This is a genomic window from Microbacterium sp. Root180 (assembly GCF_001428485.1).
Classification (GTDB): Bacteria; Actinomycetota; Actinomycetes; order Actinomycetales; family Microbacteriaceae; genus Microbacterium.
On the sequence record NZ_LMHS01000003.1, the window covers coordinates 531,539 to 547,650 of the forward strand.

At 69.6% G+C, this 16,112-nt stretch carries 18 protein-coding genes; 7 read left to right on the forward strand and 11 right to left on the reverse strand.

The annotated features are described in order from the left end of the window. Positions 1-72: 72 nt before the first annotated feature. The gene (locus ASD93_RS09915) at positions 73-1,251 is read left to right on the forward strand and encodes an ROK family transcriptional regulator (protein WP_056121819.1); all 1,179 of its coding nucleotides are present in this window, start codon (positions 73-75) and stop codon (positions 1,249-1,251) included. Here the strand turns inward: ASD93_RS09915 and ASD93_RS09920 are convergent. Genes ASD93_RS09920 through ASD93_RS09930 form a run of 3 tightly spaced genes read right to left on the reverse strand, consistent with a single transcriptional unit; the run spans position 1,229 to position 3,608 of the window. Beyond that, a complete protein-coding gene (locus ASD93_RS09920) occupies positions 1,229-2,239 on the reverse strand; it encodes a cation diffusion facilitator family transporter (protein WP_056124333.1) in 1,011 nt (336 codons plus the stop codon). The genes ASD93_RS09915 and ASD93_RS09920 overlap by 23 nt on opposite strands. 5 nt (positions 2,240-2,244) lie before the next feature. Beyond that, the gene (locus ASD93_RS09925; protein ID WP_235566931.1) at positions 2,245-2,700 is read right to left on the reverse strand and encodes a hypothetical protein; all 456 of its coding nucleotides are present in this window, start codon (positions 2,698-2,700) and stop codon (positions 2,245-2,247) included. Further along, positions 2,673-3,608 (reverse strand): SDR family oxidoreductase, encoded by a 936-nt coding sequence (locus tag ASD93_RS09930; RefSeq protein ID WP_082569272.1) that lies wholly within the window; start codon positions 3,606-3,608, stop codon positions 2,673-2,675. The genes ASD93_RS09925 and ASD93_RS09930 overlap by 28 nt, the downstream gene beginning before the upstream one ends. A 198-nt stretch (positions 3,609-3,806) precedes the next feature. On the opposite strand from ASD93_RS09930, the gene ASD93_RS09935 reads away from it, so the two are divergent. Then, the gene (locus ASD93_RS09935) at positions 3,807-4,115 is read left to right on the forward strand and encodes a hypothetical protein (RefSeq protein ID WP_157536924.1); all 309 of its coding nucleotides are present in this window, start codon (positions 3,807-3,809) and stop codon (positions 4,113-4,115) included. Between the two features lie 129 nt (positions 4,116-4,244). On the opposite strand, the gene ASD93_RS09940 is transcribed toward ASD93_RS09935, so the two are convergent. Both ASD93_RS09940 and ASD93_RS09945 read right to left on the reverse strand, forming a co-directional pair. Further along, on the reverse strand, positions 4,245-4,787 hold the full coding sequence (locus ASD93_RS09940; RefSeq protein ID WP_056121823.1) for a cysteine hydrolase family protein: 543 nt from the start codon (positions 4,785-4,787) through the stop codon (positions 4,245-4,247). Positions 4,788-4,846: 59 nt separating this feature from the next. Then, positions 4,847-5,470, reverse strand: a complete 624-nt coding sequence (locus ASD93_RS09945) for a TetR/AcrR family transcriptional regulator (protein ID WP_056121825.1) — start codon at positions 5,468-5,470, stop codon at positions 4,847-4,849. A 65-nt stretch (positions 5,471-5,535) separates the two neighbouring features. On the opposite strand from ASD93_RS09945, the gene ASD93_RS09950 reads away from it, so the two are divergent. Further along, positions 5,536-6,570 carry an agmatine/peptidylarginine deiminase gene (locus ASD93_RS09950; protein ID WP_056121826.1) on the forward strand — a complete coding sequence of 345 codons (1,035 nt, stop codon included), beginning with the start codon at positions 5,536-5,538 and terminating at the stop codon, positions 6,568-6,570. Then, positions 6,567-8,282 (forward strand): amidase, encoded by a 1,716-nt coding sequence (locus tag ASD93_RS09955; protein WP_056121828.1) that lies wholly within the window; start codon positions 6,567-6,569, stop codon positions 8,280-8,282. The genes ASD93_RS09950 and ASD93_RS09955 overlap by 4 nt, the downstream gene beginning before the upstream one ends. 49 nt (positions 8,283-8,331) lie before the next feature. Here ASD93_RS09955 and ASD93_RS09960 read toward each other — a convergent pair whose 3' ends face one another. From ASD93_RS09960 to ASD93_RS09975, 4 genes are all read right to left on the reverse strand, one after another. Beyond that, positions 8,332-9,132 (reverse strand): DUF1206 domain-containing protein, encoded by an 801-nt coding sequence (locus ASD93_RS09960; protein WP_056121830.1) that lies wholly within the window; start codon positions 9,130-9,132, stop codon positions 8,332-8,334. A 69-nt stretch (positions 9,133-9,201) separates the two neighbouring features. Further along, positions 9,202-9,894 carry a phosphatase PAP2 family protein gene (locus ASD93_RS09965; protein ID WP_056121832.1) on the reverse strand — a complete coding sequence of 231 codons (693 nt, stop codon included), beginning with the start codon at positions 9,892-9,894 and terminating at the stop codon, positions 9,202-9,204. Beyond that, positions 9,887-10,315 carry a hypothetical protein gene (locus tag ASD93_RS09970; RefSeq protein WP_056121834.1) on the reverse strand — a complete coding sequence of 143 codons (429 nt, stop codon included), beginning with the start codon at positions 10,313-10,315 and terminating at the stop codon, positions 9,887-9,889. The genes ASD93_RS09965 and ASD93_RS09970 overlap by 8 nt, the downstream gene beginning before the upstream one ends. Positions 10,316-10,338: 23 nt before the next feature. Next, entirely contained in the window at positions 10,339-10,875 is a 537-nt protein-coding gene (locus tag ASD93_RS09975) for a helix-turn-helix transcriptional regulator (RefSeq protein WP_056121836.1), read from the reverse strand. A gap of 113 nt (positions 10,876-10,988) precedes the next feature. Here ASD93_RS09975 and ASD93_RS09980 point away from each other — a divergent pair, with 113 nt between their 5' ends. Together ASD93_RS09980 and ASD93_RS09985 are read left to right on the forward strand one after the other, a co-directional pair. Then, a complete protein-coding gene (locus tag ASD93_RS09980) occupies positions 10,989-11,222 on the forward strand; it encodes a helix-turn-helix domain-containing protein (protein ID WP_056121838.1) in 234 nt (77 codons plus the stop codon). A 114-nt stretch (positions 11,223-11,336) separates the two neighbouring features. Beyond that, complete coding sequence (locus tag ASD93_RS09985) at positions 11,337-11,957, forward strand: GNAT family N-acetyltransferase (RefSeq protein ID WP_056121840.1); 621 nt, start codon at positions 11,337-11,339, stop codon at positions 11,955-11,957. A 4-nt stretch (positions 11,958-11,961) separates the two neighbouring features. On the opposite strand, the gene ASD93_RS09990 is transcribed toward ASD93_RS09985, so the two are convergent. Next, the gene (locus ASD93_RS09990; RefSeq protein WP_056121842.1) at positions 11,962-12,885 is read right to left on the reverse strand and encodes a hypothetical protein; all 924 of its coding nucleotides are present in this window, start codon (positions 12,883-12,885) and stop codon (positions 11,962-11,964) included. 506 nt (positions 12,886-13,391) lie between these two features. Then, on the reverse strand, positions 13,392-15,110 hold the full coding sequence (locus ASD93_RS09995; protein ID WP_056121843.1) for an IlvD/Edd family dehydratase: 1,719 nt from the start codon (positions 15,108-15,110) through the stop codon (positions 13,392-13,394). Between the two features lie 49 nt (positions 15,111-15,159). Here ASD93_RS09995 and ASD93_RS10000 point away from each other — a divergent pair, with 49 nt between their 5' ends. Continuing rightward, on the forward strand, positions 15,160-16,110 hold the full coding sequence (locus ASD93_RS10000) for an SMP-30/gluconolactonase/LRE family protein (RefSeq protein ID WP_082569273.1): 951 nt from the start codon (positions 15,160-15,162) through the stop codon (positions 16,108-16,110). Positions 16,111-16,112: the final 2 nt, after the last annotated feature.

A 16,112-nucleotide genomic window follows, 5' to 3' on the forward strand; every position in this document is an offset into this window, starting at 1 on the left:
CACGCGGCATCCCGTCGGAAGTCATGGGACTTCGGCGCACACGAGGCGTCGATAAAGTGAAATGTGGCGAAAATGGCCGTCGAGACGACGACGAACGTATCGGGAGTGAACCAGCTCTTCCAGCTTCTGCGTGACGGTGTGCCGCGCACGCGCGCCGAGCTCGCGAAGTCGACGGGGCTCGCCCGCTCGACGATCGCGGCCCGGGTCGACGAGCTCATGCGCATGGGGCTGATCACGCCGATCGCCGAGACGGTCTCCACCGGCGGACGCCCGCCGTCGCAGTTCGCCCTCAACCCGAGTGCGCGGCTGGTCCTCGCGGCCGACATCGGCGCCTCGCACGCGACCCTCGCCGTGACCGATCTCGCCGGCAGCATCGTGGTGCAGCACAGCGAGCCGCTCGACGTCACGCTCGGCCCGGAGCCCGTGCTGACGTGGGTCGTCGAGCACGCGGTCGCGCTGCTCGAGCAGATCGGGCGCTCCACGAGCGACCTGGCCGCGATCGGCATGGGCATCCCCGGCCCCGTCGAGCACTCGACCGGGCAGCCCGTGAACCCGCCGATCATGCCCGGATGGGACCGCTTCGACGTGCCCGGCTGGGTGCAGCAGCATCTCGACGTGCCCGTGCTCGTCGACAACGACGTGAACATCATGGCTCTCGGCGAGCGCGCCGCCGCCTATCCCGGCGTCGAGCACCTCATGTTCGTGAAGGTGGCCACCGGCATCGGCGCGGGGGTCATCTCAGGCGGCACGCTTCAGCGCGGCGCGCAAGGCATCGCGGGAGACATCGGCCACGTCCGCGTCGCGCGCGGCGCCGGGGTCCCCTGCCACTGCGGAAACCAGGGCTGCCTCGAGGCGCTCGCCTCCGGACCGGCCATCGCCCGCGCGCTCCGCGCCCAGGGGGTCGCCGCCGAGAACGGCAACGACGTCGTCGACCTCGTCAAGCGCGGCAACATCGACGCGATCCAGGCGGTGCGCCAGGCCGGTCGCGACATCGGCGAGGTGCTCACCACCTGCGTGAGCCTGGTGAACCCGTCCGTCATCGCGATCGGCGGTTCGATGGCCCGCGTCGGCGAGCACCTGATCGCCGGTGTGCGCGAGGTCGTCTACACGCGTTCGATCCCTCTCGCGACCGAGCATCTCGCGATCGTCCAGTCCGCCGCAGCATCCAACGCCGCCGTTCTCGGAGCAAGCATGCTCGCGATCGAGCACGCGCTCTCCCCCGAGACCCTCACGTCACTCGTCTCGGCCTAGGCGCGGGTGTCGTCTGCACCTCCGCCTCGGCGCGGTCGCCGAGCGAGGCCTCGGCGGGCAGCTCGGCGACGGGTACGACGACGATGTCCTGCATCTTCCAGTCCATGTCGGCGAGAGCTCGCCTGGCCGCCTCGAGGTGCTCGATCGACACCTTCCCGCGGCGCGGCACCACGAACGCCTCGATGTGGAAGACCTGGCCCATGTCGCGGATGCGCACCGCCGACGCCTCGACCCACGGCTGAGCGTCCAGCGCGGCGATGATGCGCCCGTGCAGCGGATGCCGGTCCTCGTCGTCGTAGGTGCGCGCCCGCTGGTCGATCAGATCGAGCACCGCCGAGCGCGAATTGCGGTAGCCGTCCCACACGATCCCGATCGAGATGAACAGTGCCGCTGCACTGTCGAGCCACCACCAGCCGATCCCGATCCCGAGCACGCCCACGATCGAGGCGACCGTGGTCGTCCAGTCGGCCTTGGCCATGTCCGCATCGGTGTAAAGGACCTTGTTGTGCAGGACGGGCGCGAGCTTGGCCTTGGCCGGACCGTAGATGAACGGGCCGATCGTCACCAGCGCCATGACCCCCACCATGAACCAGCCGAGCCACACCGTCTGCCCGAACACCTGTACCGTGCCGATCGCGGGATGCTCAGCACGCACGAGTCCGAGAACGGCCTCGACGGCGAGGTTGCCGCCGACGACGAGCAGCGCGACGCCGGCCACGAGATGACCGGCGGCCATCGCACGGTGCAGACCGTAGGGGAACTTCCGGGTGGGCGGATGCCGGATCACGAGGAGCGCGAGGAGGAACGAGATCTGCGGGATGAGCGACAGCATGTCCTCGATCCACGCGGTCTTCATGGCCTGCGAACCGCTCACCACCAGCGCGATCAGCGCGATCGTGACGCACGTGTATCCGATCGTGAACCATTCCCACCGCACGGCCTTGCGCAGCGCCTCCTGCTGCTCGAGAGGCAGGTCGGTGCGTCCCATCGACTTCACCGCGCCACCTCCTCGTCGAGATAGGTCTCGAGCGCGGCCTGCAGGGCGTTCTCGCCGAGGGGGAGCAGCACCGCGACATCGGCGCCGTGCGAACCGGGGATGCCCGGGTACCCACGGGTCGCCGAGACCTGCGTCGTCCACGGCGTCGATGCGGTCATCCCTCCGATGGCGAGGTCGAGGCGGCCGCGCACCAGGTCGTCGACCAGGTCCTCCTCGCTGTCGATGGTCCACACGACCGTCGCGCCCCGCTCTGCCGCGAAGCCCTCGATCACCTCGGCCAACGGGCCTTCCGCCTCATCGCCGTCGACGACGACGAGGTCGCCGCTCGGTGACGCGCCCACGCGGAGCTCACCGCCCGTGATGCGCTCGAGCGAGCCGTCCGGATCGGCGGGGATCTGGATGCCGCACCCCGCGAGCGCGATCATCAGCACCGTGATCCCGGCCGCGTGCACCGCTGGCGAGGATCGTGCCGGCTTCCGGCACGATCCTCTCCCGTCACCGGGAGCACCGCACCCGACACGTACGACGCGGCCTCGGACGCGAGGTACACGTAGGCGCCCGCCAGTTCCGCGGGCTGCCCCGGCCGGCCGAGGGGCGTGTCGGTCCCGAAGGTCGCGATGCGCTCGGCATCCCATCCCGTGGCGGGGATGAGCGGGGTCCAGATCGGTCCCGGAGCGACGGCGTTCACACGCACGCCCTTCGGTCCGAGCTGCTCGGCGAGCGCCTTGACGAATGCGACCTGCGCCGCCTTCGTCATGGCGTAGTCGATGAGACCCGGGGACGGATTGAAGGCCTGCACCGACGACGTCACGATGATCGAGCTTCCCGGCTGAAGATGGGGCACCGCTTGGCGCGCGGTGTACAGCAGGCCGTAGAGGTTGGTCTTGAAGACCCGGTCGAATTCCTCGGTCTCGAGCGTCACGAGCGACTCCCGGTCCTTCTGGTACGCGGCGTTGAGCACGACGATGTCGAGGCCGCCGAGCGCTTCCACCGTCTTGTCGACGATCGACGTGGCGAACCCCTCGTCGCGCAGGTCGCCGGCGAACGACACTCCGGTGGTGCCGGCATCCGTCACTGTCTCGATCGTGTCGTCGGCGTCCGCCTGCTCCTCGGGCATGTGCGCGATCGCGACGTGGGCGCCCTCCCGCGCGAACGCGATGGCGACCGCGCGGCCGATGCCGGAATCGCCGCCGGTGATGAGCGCACGGCGGCCGGCGAGCCGCCCGGCGCCGACGTACGACTCCTCGCCGTGGTCCGGCTCGGGTCTCGTCTGGTCGGTCAGGCCCGGCTGCTCCTGCTCCTGGGCGGGGAACCCGCCCTCCGGGTGCTTGTCGCGCGGGTCGATCTGGGTGTCGGTCATCTGGCGTCTCCTTCCGGTCTCCTTCGACGGTAGGAATCGGCGGTGCCCGGACGAAAGGGGCTTGACGGCACGCGGTGAGACGCGAAGCGCCCTGGCTGGACAGATTGCGACGACTAACTCCCGACGCGGGCGCCGTCAAGGGCATTGGCCCACGGCGGACCCCCACGCATGCTGGAGGAGTCGTTCGAGGAGGCACCGATGGAACCCATGAACAGCGGACCGCTGGAGCTGCGCCGTGTCGCGCCCCAGGAGCTGATCGTCCGGGACCTCTCGTACCCGCTCGACGACTCTCGCTGCATCCTCGCGCATCTGACCGAGACCGAGGACGATCTGGTCGAGGTCGTCTGGCTGCAGGGGATCTCGCTCCCCTCGGTCTACCTGTCAGCGGGCGAGGTGCTCGACGACATCCGCCGGCACCGTAGTGCCGATCAGCGCTCCCGTCGCCCGGACGAGATCCCGCATCTCCCGCCGTTCAACACGCGCGGGCATCGGCCGCAGGTCGCGTGAGCCGAGCGAGAACCCCCCGCTGAGTTCACCCCGACGGGCCGTGCTGCACGACCTTGGCCAGGACGAACTGCACGGTGACCCCGGTGGGTCGACGACGGCGTCCTCGAGCGCCGCTCGCGGGGAACGGCGTCAGCTCACGAGGTCGGCGACCGTCTCGACGCGTGCGTAGGCGGAGGCGAGCGCGGCCATGAACGCCGCGTGCACGTCTGCCCCGCCGACCCGCGTGCCCGCGTACTCCAGGTCGGGCGCGGCGCAGGCATCGGCGGCGACCGTCACGTCGTAGCCGAGGTCGACGGCGGCGCGCACGGTCGCGTCGACGCACATGCTGCTCATCATTCCGATGACGAGGAGATCGGATGCTGCGGCCCCGCCGAGCAGCTCGTGCAGCCCCGTCTCGAGGAACGCGTTCGGAAAGGTCTTGCGCACCAGGGTCTCCCCCGCGCGGGGAGCGACACGCGGATCGATCTCGCCGCCGGGCGTGCCGGGGACGAGCATGTCGGCGCCGGGTTCGCGGCTCTCGTGCTGGACGTGGATCACGCGTCCGCCGGTGTCGCGCTGGTGGGCGAGCAGCGTCGCGGCCCGCTCCGCCGCCGCATCCGCGCCGACGAGTGGGTAGGCACCGCCGGGAAAGTAGTCCCGCTGAATGTCGACGATGACGAGGGTCTGGGACATACGTCTCCTCCTGGAGCTCGGGTGGTGGCCGGATTCCACCGTAGACCGGGACCGCCCGGTCAGACGGGCAGCCGCCCGACGAGCACGTCGGGCTCGAGGTCGAGCATGGCCTCGACCGAGCGCAGGAGCAGTCGGGTGCGCTCGGAGGCGTCCTGCCAAGCCACGAGCGAGTGCGCGTTGAGCCCGTCGACCATGCCGAGGATCTGGCCGGCGATCGCAAGTGGATCGTCGCATCGGAACTCGCCCGCGCCGCGGCCCACGTCGATGACGCCGGCGAGGAACGTGCGCCAGGCGTCCATCTGCTCGCGCACACGGGCGGCGAGTGTTTCGTTGCGCCCGCCCAGCGACCAGCTCTGCACCCAGATGAGCGTGACCTCGGCACGGCCCTCGTCCAGCAGGCTCGCAAGCACGGCGGCGAGCGCGTCGGAGGCGGTCGACCGGCTGCGAGCCAGCTCCTCGACCTCGCTCAGCTCATCCCCCACGATCGCCGCGAAGGTGTCGCCCACCAGCGTGTCCATGCTCGGCGCGTAGTGCGCGACCAGCGCGGGGGCGACCCCGACTTCGGTCGCGACGGCTCGCAGAGTGACGGCGCTGAGGCCCGCCTCGCGCGCGAGGGACTGTGCGGCGGACGAGATCTGCGCCGTGCGCTCGGCGGCGGATCTGCGGGTGACTGTTGACGGCATCACGGTCGATTCTGTACCGTGATCTCGAATTGATCAAGTGATCAACAAACACGGGAGGACAGCTCATGGCCTGGCGGATGCCCTCGGAGACAGCGCCGCACGACCGCACCTGGATGGCCTTCCCCCGTGCGGGCCAGACCCTCGGCGACGAGACCGCTGAGCAGGAGGAGTGCTACGCGGCGTGGACGGCGACCGCGCACGCGATCGCCGAGTTCGAGCCTGTGACGATGGTCGTCGATCCCAGTGAGATCGATCGCGCCCGCCGCATGCTGTCCGGCGACGTCGAGATCGTCGAAGCGCCCCTCGACGAGTTCTGGATGCGCGACTTCGGTCCGACGTTCGTGCTCGACGACGAGCGCCCCGGAGTGCTCGGAGCCGTCGACTGGATCTTCAACGGCTGGGGTGCACCCGAGTGGGCCGAATGGCGTCTGTCGGCCGACATCGGTCGGTTCGTGTCCGCAGAGGTCGGCGCCGAGCTCATCAGCTCGGTGCTCGTCAACGAAGGCGGCGGCATCCATGTCGACGGCGAGGGGACCGTGCTCGTCACCGATACCGTGCAGCTCGACCCGCGGCGCAACCCCTACGCCGACCGTGCCCGCGTCGAAGCCGAACTCGCTCGCACGATCGGCACGACCAAGGCGATCTGGCTGCCCCGCGGCCTCACGCGCGACTACGACGACTTCGGCACCAACGGGCACGTCGACATCGTGGCGACCATCGCCTCCCCCGGCCGCCTGCTGCTGCACCACCAGCCCGACGCCGCACACCCCGACCACGAGGTCACGCGCGAGCTGCGCGCGCTGCTCGAGAACGAGGTCGATGCCGCCGGGCGCGCGTTCGAGATCATCGACGTCCCGGCGCCGGCCACTCTCCGCGACCACGAGGGCTTCGTCGACTGGAGCTACATCAACCACCTCGTGGTGAACGAGGGCGTCATCGCCTGCGGCTTCGGCGAGGAGGAAGCAGATGCCGCAGCACGCAGCATCCTGTCGGAGGCCTACCCGGGGCGCCGTGTCGTGACCGTCGACGCGCGTCCGATCTTCGCGCGTGGCGGCGGCATCCACTGCATCACGCAGCAGCAGCCGACGGTGGCGTCGTGATCGATGTCGTCGAAGCCGGGATCGCCGAGCTCCGCGCGGCGCTGGAATCCGGCGAGACCACGGCGGTCGAACTCGTCCGGGCCTACCTCGCCCGCATCGCGGCGTTCGACGGTCCTGAGACGGCGACGGCGCTGAACGCCGTCGTCGTCGCCAACCATGACGCCATCGCCGAGGCGGAGGCGTCCGATGCCCGCCGCGGCGCAGGCGAGACGCTCGGACCGCTCGACGGAATCCCGTACACGGCGAAGGACAGCTACCTCGTGCGCGGGCTGACCGCCGCGGCCGGAAGCCCCGCGTTCGCCGATCTGGTCGCGCAGCGCGACGCCTTCACGATCGAGCGACTGCGCGCGGCGGGTGCTATCTGCCTCGGCCTGACGAACATGCCGCCCATGGCCAACGGCGGCATGCAGCGGGGGCTCTACGGGCGCGCCGAGAGTCCCTACAACGCCGACTGGCTCACGGCCCCCTTCGCATCGGGCTCGTCGAACGGGTCGGGCACCGCGACCGCGGCGAGCTTCGCCGCCTTCGGGCTCGGCGAGGAGACCTGGTCGAGCGGACGCGGGCCCGCCTCGAACAACGGCCTGTGCGCCTATACCCCGTCGCGCGGCGTGATCTCGGTGAGGGGTAACTGGCCGCTCGTTCCGACGATGGACGTCGTCGTGCCGCACACCCGCACGATGGCAGACCTGCTCGAGGTGCTCGACGTCGTCGTGGCCGACGACCCCGAGACGCGCGGCGACTTCTGGCGCGCGCAGCCCTGGATCGCCCTTCCGGCGAGCTCTGCCGTTCGCCCCGCCTCCTACCGGGAGCTCGTCGCCACCGATCCTGGCGCGGTCCTCCACGGCCGACGGATCGGCGTGCCTCGCATGTACATCAACGCCGACCCTCTCGCCGGCACGGCTGCGCAGCCCGGCATCGGCGGCCCGACGGGGCAGCGCATCGAGACCCGCCCGTCGGTGATCGCGCTGTGGGAGGCGGCACGCCGCGACCTCGAGGCGCGCGGCGCGACCGTCGTCGAGGTCGACTTCCCCGTGGTCTCGAACTACGAGGGCGACCGGCCCGGCACCCCGACGATCGCCTCACGCGGCTTCGTCACGCCCGAGTTCCTGCATCGCGAGATCGTCGACCTCTCGGCCTGGGCCTGGGACGACTTCCTCGACGCCAACGGCGATCCCGCGCTCTCGACGCTGGCGGATGTCGACGGCGCGCGCATCTTCCCGCACCCCGAAGGGGCGCTCCCCGACCGGTACACCGGGTTCGACGACGACATCGCCGAGTATCCGAAGCACGTGCGACAGCATCCGGTGTCGAGCATGGCCGAGATCCCCGAGCTCGAGGACGGCCTTCACGGGCTCGAGCGCACCCGCCGCATCGACCTCGAGGAATGGATGGACGGTCTCGGACTCGACGCGGTCGTGTTCCCCGCCGTCGCGGACGTCGGACCAGCCGACATGGACGTGAATCCCGACTCCGCCGACCTCGGCTGGCGCAACGGCGTCTGGATCGCCAACGGCAACCTCGCGATGCGCCACCTCGGCATCCCGTCCGTGACCGTTCCGATGGGGCTCATGGCGGACATCGGAATGCCCGCCGGACTCACCTTCGTCGGGCGGGCCTACGACGACACGCGTCTGCTGGCGCTCGCGGCGGCCTTCGAAGCGACGGGCACCCGCCGATCGGTGCCGCCGCGCACCCCGCGGCTCGCCGAGTGAGCGAGCGGCGACGGATGCCTCGACCGCGGCATCCGTCGCGTGAGCTGCCTCACATGCGGGCGTAACGGGCCCGGGCGAAGCAGAACACCCCGTAGACGATGAGCCCGCCGCCGACGATCCACAGGATCAGCGGCCCGAAGGGGAGCGCTGCCAGCGAGTGCAGCGCCGCGTCGAGTCCGCCGGCCGTCTCGGCATCGTGCGTGAGCGCGGCCACGACGAACAGCACGCCTGTGACGCCCACGGCGATGCCCTTCGCGACGTAGCCGACCACGCCGAACGCGACGATGCCCTTGCGCGCGGCCCCCGCAGGCAGGTCGAGATGCTTCTCGAACGCGCGCGTGAATCCGCGCACGATGAACGCGATGCCGATCGCGAGCACGACGAGCCCGACTCCGACGAGCAGCGCCACTCCCCCGGGCGTCGCCATCAGCTGCGCACTGAACGACGTGCTTGAGGACGACGAGTCGGACTGACCGCCCAGTGCGTAGACGACCGCCGTGATCGCGATCGCGATGTAGGCGACGGCCGTGCCGATGAATTTGACGCGGTGGCCCCACTTCTTCTTCGAGTCGGGGTCTCGCTCGACGACCGCTTCGGTGATCTGCCATACGGCCAGCGCCGCCAGCCCGAGGGCGATCACCCAGAGCAGGAGCGCGCCGAGGGGCGCCTGGCGGATCTGCTCCATCGCGCCGCCCTGGTCGGCGTTCTGGCCACCCCCGCCGGTGATCGAGATGGCGAGCACGCCGATGACGATGTGGACGATGCCGAGGACCACGTAGCCGATACGGGCGATCGTGCGGAAGGTGGTGGAGTCCTGCACGGCACGTGCGGCGGATTTCGCGTGGGTCATCTGCGAAGAGTATCGAGGCGCGCGTCGGTGAGGTGAGGGCTTGATTTTGCGGGAGAACGCGCGTCGGACTCAGGACGCGCCTTCCGCGGCGACTGCCCGTCGATCGCGGAACGCCTCGATCGCGGCCCAGACGAGCGTGGCGACGGCGATGCCCTCCAGCATCCCGGCGACGACGTCGCTCAGCCAGTGCGCGTGTAGGTAGCACCTGCTCCACATCATCACGACGATCCAGAGCGCGCCGAGCGTCCACACGTACCAGCGGCGCAGCAGCAGTCCGAGCGTGACGGCGAGGGTCGTCGCGACGGCCGTATGGCCTGAGGGGAACGACGTCGCGACCCGCTCGGCCAGCGAGTCCTCGGGCCGCAGTCTCGCGATGACGGCCGCCATCGGAGCGCCGATCGCGACCACGACGACCAGAGCGATGGCGACGGTGGCGGCATCCCACGGCCGTCGTCGCCACAGGAACAGCCCGACGATGACGAGGCCCACCACGATCATGCCGATCGTGCCACCGACGATCGCAGGGACCCACGCCGCGACGATCAGGGGATCGGAGCGCGTGGCGACCATGAGATCGTTCCACCACACGTCGATGGGCAGCGGCTCGTGCCCGCCGAGGGCCACGACCGTGCGCAGCACCACGAACGCGACCGTCGCGGCGACGCCGACGACCAGCGCGACCGCGCGCCGCGCATCGACCTCTCGCGGTGTCTCGTCGGAGGCGTCGTCGGCCACGGAGGCGTTCACCGGAGAGTCAGCCACGGCGCTCTACCGTGGCATGACGCAGCATCCGCAGATGGGTCCGCATGACCTTCTCGGTCACGTGGAGCTCGAGGGCGACCACCGCGGGATCCTCGGTGACGCCGGCGAGCTCGTCGAGGCGGCGTGGCCGGATGAGCCGCCGTGCGGCGATGCGGTCGGCGCGCTCCTCCTGTGCCGGCGAGCTGCCGACATCGCCGTGCTCGAAGTGGACGATCTCGTGAGCGATCGCGCACCGCTCGACGGCGCCGTGGAGATCGGGGCGGACGAAGACGGCGCCGTGCTCCTCGGAGTAGCAGGCGACCATGGCGGCATCGGGCAGGTCGTGGCGGAACACGATGGGAAGGCCGAGCATCGCGGCGTGCTCCCAGGGGTCGTAGTCGCGCACGGAAGGGCCGTCCTCGAACTGGCTCACCCCGTACATGTGCGTGGTCTCCTCGCCGTCACCTAGTTCTCGCCTCGGGCGGGATCCACGGCGGTGTTGTCTGTGGATGCCGCCAGCTTCGCGCCGTCGAGCGGCACGGTCTGGAGATCTTCACCCGGGCCGCCGACATCGCGGCGGGAGATGTCGGTGACCTGCGCGACACGCGTGCGGTCGGGGTGGGCGACGGCGGCATCGGACAGGATGCCGATCGCGTCGGAGACGGCGGCAGCCCGATGGTCGGGATCGATGCGCCGGATGACGGGCGCGAGCATCTTCGTGTACGGGCGGACGTCCAGGTCGTCGCCCTCGTCGATGTCGACCCCCAGTGCCCGCATGAGGGCGAGGATCTTGTCGACCTGCGGCACGTTCTTGCCCTGGACGATGTTCCGGATGGTGCGGGCGGTCACTCCCGACGCCTCCGCGAGCTCCTTCTGCTGGAGGTCGCTGCGAGCGATGAGCTCCGAGAGGACGACGGCGTAGGACAGCCGATCCTGATGCGACGCCCTCTCGATGGCGTATCGCGTCAGGGGCAGGTCTTTCCGCTCGTCAGTGACCGACATGGCCGCAACCGTAGCACTCTTTCCCTTTCGGTCACATATGGAGGAAAGAGTTCTCCACAACTTCCCACAGTCGTTGTCTCGGAGGCGGAAAAAGCCATAGCCTCTTTCCCAACATGAGCCAGATGTCAGGGACAGTCCTCCGCACGCTGCGAGAGCGTACGGGCCTGAGCGCGAGAGAGGTCGCGCGTCGCGCGAAGGTCTCGGAGTCCTACCTGTCCCGCGTCGAGTCCGGCAAGGCGAACCCCAGCGATGCGTGGCTCGGGTTCGTCGCGTCCGTGCTCTCCGACGCGCTCATCGAGCAGTCCACCGAGCCCGCGGCCCCGGCGAGCGACGACAACGCCCCATGACAGCGCCACGAGCGACAACGCACGGAGCACCAGCAGCATCCCCCCGGTGGCTGACGCCTTCCAAAATGTCGGGCGGGGTCGGCAGACTGGCGGCACCGATGTGAGGAGCCCGCCATGTCTGTCGAGACCGTCGTCGCCGATGCGGCCGCACCGCACGAGCACGTTGTGCGGCCTCTCACGCCTGAGACCTTCCCTGCGTGGCTGGCGCTCGCCGAGAAGCACAACGGCGTCTGGGGCGGATGCTACTGCTCGTACTTCCACGGAGACACCGAGCACACCGTCAAGGACGAGTACAACCGAGCGACGTTCAAACGGCGGCTCGTCGATGAAGGCGTCGCGCATGCCGCGCTCGTCTTCGACGGCGACGACGCGATCGCGTGGTGCGAGTACGGGAGCCCGGCGGAACTGCCGGGCATCTACCACCGCAAGCAGTACGACGCCGGCGAATCCCACCCGGCGCCCTGGCGAATCACGTGCTTCTTCGTCGACCGCGACCACCGTCGCTCCGGAGTGGCCCGCGAAGCGCTGGACGGCGCACTCGACCTGATTGCTCAGGCCGGTGGCGGCGAGGTCGTCTCGTTCCCGAATGAACTCGTCCCGGGAAAGAAGACGTCGTCTTCCTTCCTCCACAACGGCACGCGGGCCATGTTCGAGAAGGCCGGCTTCACGTTCGAGCGTCACATCGGAAAGAGCAAGACCGTGATGCGCCTCACGGTGGCACCCAGCTCCCGCTGAGTCGTCACTGCTCGAGGAACCGGATCGGGTAGTCCGCGACGGCCAGCCCCGACGACTGAATCGCGTCCTCGATGGCCGCGTGCTGCGACGGCGGCGCGACGACCTGCACAATCGCCTTCCCGTCAGCCATCGCTCCCCCGCCATCGGCGTAGAAGCTGGTGACGCCGAGATCCTCGGCCAGCTCGGCCAGGAGCGCGAGGTAGGCGCCGCGCTCACGGGGCTCGAACACGAGCCCGAGGTTGGCGGAGTTGATCTCGACCTCCTCGTTCGGATCGACTCCGGCCGCTGCGACCAGCCTGTCCGCATGCTCGACGAGCGGGAGGAGATGGGTGAAACCGTTCGGCAGCTCGTCCTCGATCGCGACCAGCGCGAGCTTGTCCACGTCCCACATGATCGGCTGGATCGTGAGGCCCGGCGCGACACGGTCGAGTTCATCCACGAGGGGCGCCGCGTCGAATCCGAAGTCTGGGCATCGACCGTCGCCGCTGACGGCATCCGGAACCGCCGACGTCGCGTGCAGCATCACCTCAGCGGATGCCGGAGTCTGCACGCGAAACGACCACGAGACCGGGTCGGGGTAGTCGGTCGCACACGCGGCATCGAACACTGCCGGCAGGCCGCTTCTGTCAACCGTCACGAACATCCAGGACGTCGGGTTCGAGAAGGTCGGTGCTTCGACCCATCGCTCCTTCTCGACGCTCTGTACGCCGGGAAGGCTCTCGACCTCGGCCGCGAACTGGTCGAACTCCTGACTCGGACGGTCGAAGTGAGTCTCGTCGACCATCCAGGCGAACACGACCGAGCCGCCGATCACGGCGCCGACGATGGCAACCACGAGCACCGTCAGCCAGACCCGCCGCCGAACCGTGGCGCGCGGTCGATCACCGCCAGGTGCGGTGCCCTGCTGCGAGGGGAGTGTCGTCGACATCGGATCGCCTTTCGACCAAGCGTGCATGCTCGTCAGCACCGAACGTAGTGCGCCCGGGCGGCCACGTCACCCGGGAGCCCGGTCGAGCGCGCGGCATCCGCTCACTCGTCGACGCCCGCCGCACGCCCGGCGATGCGGCCGCCATTGACGGAGTTCGCGCTGACCCTGCCCAGGACCAGCGCGAACCCGTGCGACCGGCTCAGAGGGCCGTCATCGCGAAGGTGAATCGGTGCGGCGTGAAGGCGTCGAGGGCTTCAGCATCTTTCTCCCCAGAATCGTGCTGTTCCGCCCGGTGCCTCTGCGCGAGGCCACCGCATCCAGCCATGTCAACATGGCTCCACCCCTTTGGGTCGAAGCTTCCGCCTCTCGGCGCGCAATGTCAAGACATGTCGACGGGCATTTCCCAGGAAAGCATCGCTCGTTCATCCACGTCGGCCCTCGCAATGAGGCGTTGGCGCCGCCCGAGCGTTCCCAGCCGCTGACGCCGGCGATCACGCGAGCCGGTGTCAGTGCGATTCGCGGCTGACCCTGTCACCGCTCGAACCGACCAGGAAGTCCAGGTCGGCACCGGTGTCGGCCTGCATCACGTGGTCGACGTAGAGCTTCGCCCAGCCGCGCTGCGGTGCGGCGTAGGCGGCTTCGCTCGCGGGGGTCTGCGTTCGCGCTCGCAGCTCCTCGTCGGAGACGTCGAAGCTGAGGACGCGGTTCTCGACGTCGACGGTGACGATGTCGCCCGTGCGGATGAACGCGAGCGGTCCGCCTGCCGCGGCCTCGGGCGCGACGTGGAGGATGACGGTGCCATATGCCGTTCCGCTCATGCGGGCGTCGCTGATGCGCACCATGTCGCGCACGCCCTGTTCGAGCAGCTTGCGCGGCAGCGGCATGTTGCCGACCTCGGGCATGCCCGGATAGCCCCGCGGACCGCATCCGCGGAGCACGAGCACCGAGTCGGCGGTGACCTCCAGGTCGGGATCGTCGATGCGGGCGCGCATGTCCTCGATCGAGTCGAAGACGACCGCGGGCCCGACGTGCTGGAGCAGCTCCGGGGTGGCGGCGGACGGCTTGACGATGGCGCCGCGCGGAGCGAGATTGCCGCGCAGCACGGCGATGCCGGCATCCTCCATCAGGGGCGCCTCGCGCGGGAGGATGACGGTGTCGTCGTAGACGGGGTGCTCGCCGAGGGAGTCCACGAACGGCTTGCCGGTCACCGTGATGGGCGCGGGGTGGAAGAGGTCCTTCACCTGGGTGAGCAGCGCGAGCAGTCCGCCGGCCCGGTAGAGGTCGTCCATCAGGAACATCCCGCTGGGCTGCAGGTTCGCCATCACCGGGACTCCCGCGCCCGCGGCGTCGAAGTCCTCGAGCGTCAGGTCGAGCCCGAGCCTTCCGGCGATCGCGAGGAGATGCACGACCGAGTTCGTCGATCCCCCGACCGCGGCGACCGCGATGATCGCGTTGAGGAAGGCCTCCTTCGTCATGACGTCGCTGGGCCGACGCTGCGCCGCGACCATGTCCACGATGAGACGGCCCGAGTCGTGCGACAGCGAGAGCAGCCGGGCGTCGGCGGCGGGGGTCCCCGCGAAGCCCGGGATCGTCATGCCGAGCGCTTCGGCGACGACCGCCATGGTGGAGGCGGTCCCCATCGTGTTGCAATGGCCCTTGCCGCGGATCATGGACTGCTCGGACTGCAGGAACTGCGCCTTCGAGATCGTGCCCGCGCGTGCCTCCTCGCTCAGCCGCCAGACATCCGTGCCGCAGCCGAGCGCCTCTCCGCGGAAGTGGCCTGTCAGCATCGGCCCGCCGGGCACGACCACGGCGGGGATGTCGACGGATGCCGCTGCCATGAGCAGCGCCGGGATGGTCTTGTCGCAGCCGCCGAGGAGCACGAGTCCGTCGATCGGGTTCGCGCGGAACATCTCCTCCATGGCCATGGCGGCCATGTTGCGCCAGAGCATTGCGGTCGGCTTGACCTGCGTCTCACCGAGGGAGACGACGGGAAGGTTGTAGGGAACTCCCCCGGCAGCCCACACGCCGTGCTTGACGCTGTCGGCCACCTCGTTGAGGTGCATGTTGCACGGTGTCAGATCGGATGCTGTGTTCGCGATCGCGATCTGAGGCTTGCTGCCGTCCAGCGCGTCCTCGGGAAGGCCGCGTCGCATCCACGCCCGGTGGATGTAGGCGTTCCGGTCGCCGCCTTCGTACCATTCCCCGCTTCGAAGCTGATTCACCGTCGAACCTCATTTCCACAGGCTGAATGGTTTGAAAACCATCAGAATCATGTCACGCTCGATCGAGCACGAGGGAGCAAGATCAGTGACGACATTCCGTTCCACCCCCGCAACCTCCCCGATGTTCGAGCTCGCCGAAGGAGTCCTCTTCGATGAGGCCGCCGAACTGGTGCGATGGGTGGACATCTGGAAGGGCGACGTCCTGGCGGGCCGCCTGACGGGCGATCGGATCGAGATCATCAATTCGATCAACCTCGGCCAGACTGCCGGGGCGGTCGCGCTCGCGAGCGACGGTGGGCTGCTGCTTGCCGCAGCGCGCGGCCTCGCCACCGTCTCACCGACGGGCGAGATCTCGTTCGGCCCAGACCTGCTCGGGGAGCGCCGGGATGTGCGCTTCAACGACGGCACCGTCGACCCGCAGGGCCGGTTCGTCGTCGGCACTCTGGCGCTGGGCGAAGAGACGGGCACCGAGGTTCTGCTGCGGGTCTCGGCGGACGGGACGGTCGAGACGCTGCGGAACGGCATCCGCCTCTCGAACGGTGTCGCATTCGCACCCGACGGCGGGACGATCTACCACGTCGACACGCTCGCCAACACGGTCGCCGCGCACGCGTACTCCGACGGCGCATTCGACGAAGCGGAGCCGTGGGAGATCCTGCTGCACGACCTCCCCCACCACCCCGATGGGCTCACCGTCAGCGCCGACGGCACGCTGTGGATCGCGCAATGGGGCGGCGGATGCGTTCGTCGTCATGCTCCGACCGGCGAGCTCCTCGACATCGTCACGGTCGACGCGGTGCAGGTCTCGTGCCCCGGGTTCGTCGGCCCCGATCTCGACGTCCTCGCGATCACCACGGCTCAAGAGGGCCTTGGCACCTGGAGCGACCAGTCCGGCGCCCTCTTCCTCGCCGACGTCGGCGCTGTAGGCCTTCCGCCCCACGCGTGGGTCGGCGACACGACGACCCCCTCGTGGCACCCGCAGAAAGCAGCATCCGCATGAGA

Bases quoted from the DNA above. Each gene is read 5' to 3' on its own strand.
- ASD93_RS09990 (WP_056121842.1), bottom strand. From the start codon at position 12,885: ATGTCGACGACACTCCCCTCGCAGCAGGGCACCGCACCTGGCGGTGAT.
- ASD93_RS10000 (WP_082569273.1), top strand. From the start codon at position 15,160: ATGTCACGCTCGATCGAGCACGAGGGAGCAAGATCAGTGACGACATTC.
- ASD93_RS09980 (WP_056121838.1), top strand. From the start codon at position 10,989: ATGAGCCAGATGTCAGGGACAGTCCTCCGCACGCTGCGAGAGCGTACG.
- ASD93_RS09915 (WP_056121819.1), top strand. From the start codon at position 73: ATGGCCGTCGAGACGACGACGAACGTATCGGGAGTGAACCAGCTCTTC.
- ASD93_RS09970 (WP_056121834.1), bottom strand. From the start codon at position 10,315: ATGTACGGGGTGAGCCAGTTCGAGGACGGCCCTTCCGTGCGCGACTAC.
- ASD93_RS09985 (WP_056121840.1), top strand. From the start codon at position 11,337: ATGTCTGTCGAGACCGTCGTCGCCGATGCGGCCGCACCGCACGAGCAC.
- ASD93_RS09940 (WP_056121823.1), bottom strand. From the start codon at position 4,787: ATGTCCCAGACCCTCGTCATCGTCGACATTCAGCGGGACTACTTTCCC.
- ASD93_RS09930 (WP_082569272.1), bottom strand. From the start codon at position 3,608: ATGACCGACACCCAGATCGACCCGCGCGACAAGCACCCGGAGGGCGGG.
- ASD93_RS09975 (WP_056121836.1), bottom strand. From the start codon at position 10,875: ATGTCGGTCACTGACGAGCGGAAAGACCTGCCCCTGACGCGATACGCC.
- ASD93_RS09950 (WP_056121826.1), top strand. From the start codon at position 5,536: ATGGCCTGGCGGATGCCCTCGGAGACAGCGCCGCACGACCGCACCTGG.
- ASD93_RS09935 (WP_157536924.1), top strand. From the start codon at position 3,807: ATGGAACCCATGAACAGCGGACCGCTGGAGCTGCGCCGTGTCGCGCCC.
- ASD93_RS09920 (WP_056124333.1), bottom strand. From the start codon at position 2,239: ATGGGACGCACCGACCTGCCTCTCGAGCAGCAGGAGGCGCTGCGCAAG.
- ASD93_RS09960 (WP_056121830.1), bottom strand. From the start codon at position 9,132: ATGACCCACGCGAAATCCGCCGCACGTGCCGTGCAGGACTCCACCACC.
- ASD93_RS09945 (WP_056121825.1), bottom strand. From the start codon at position 5,470: ATGCCGTCAACAGTCACCCGCAGATCCGCCGCCGAGCGCACGGCGCAG.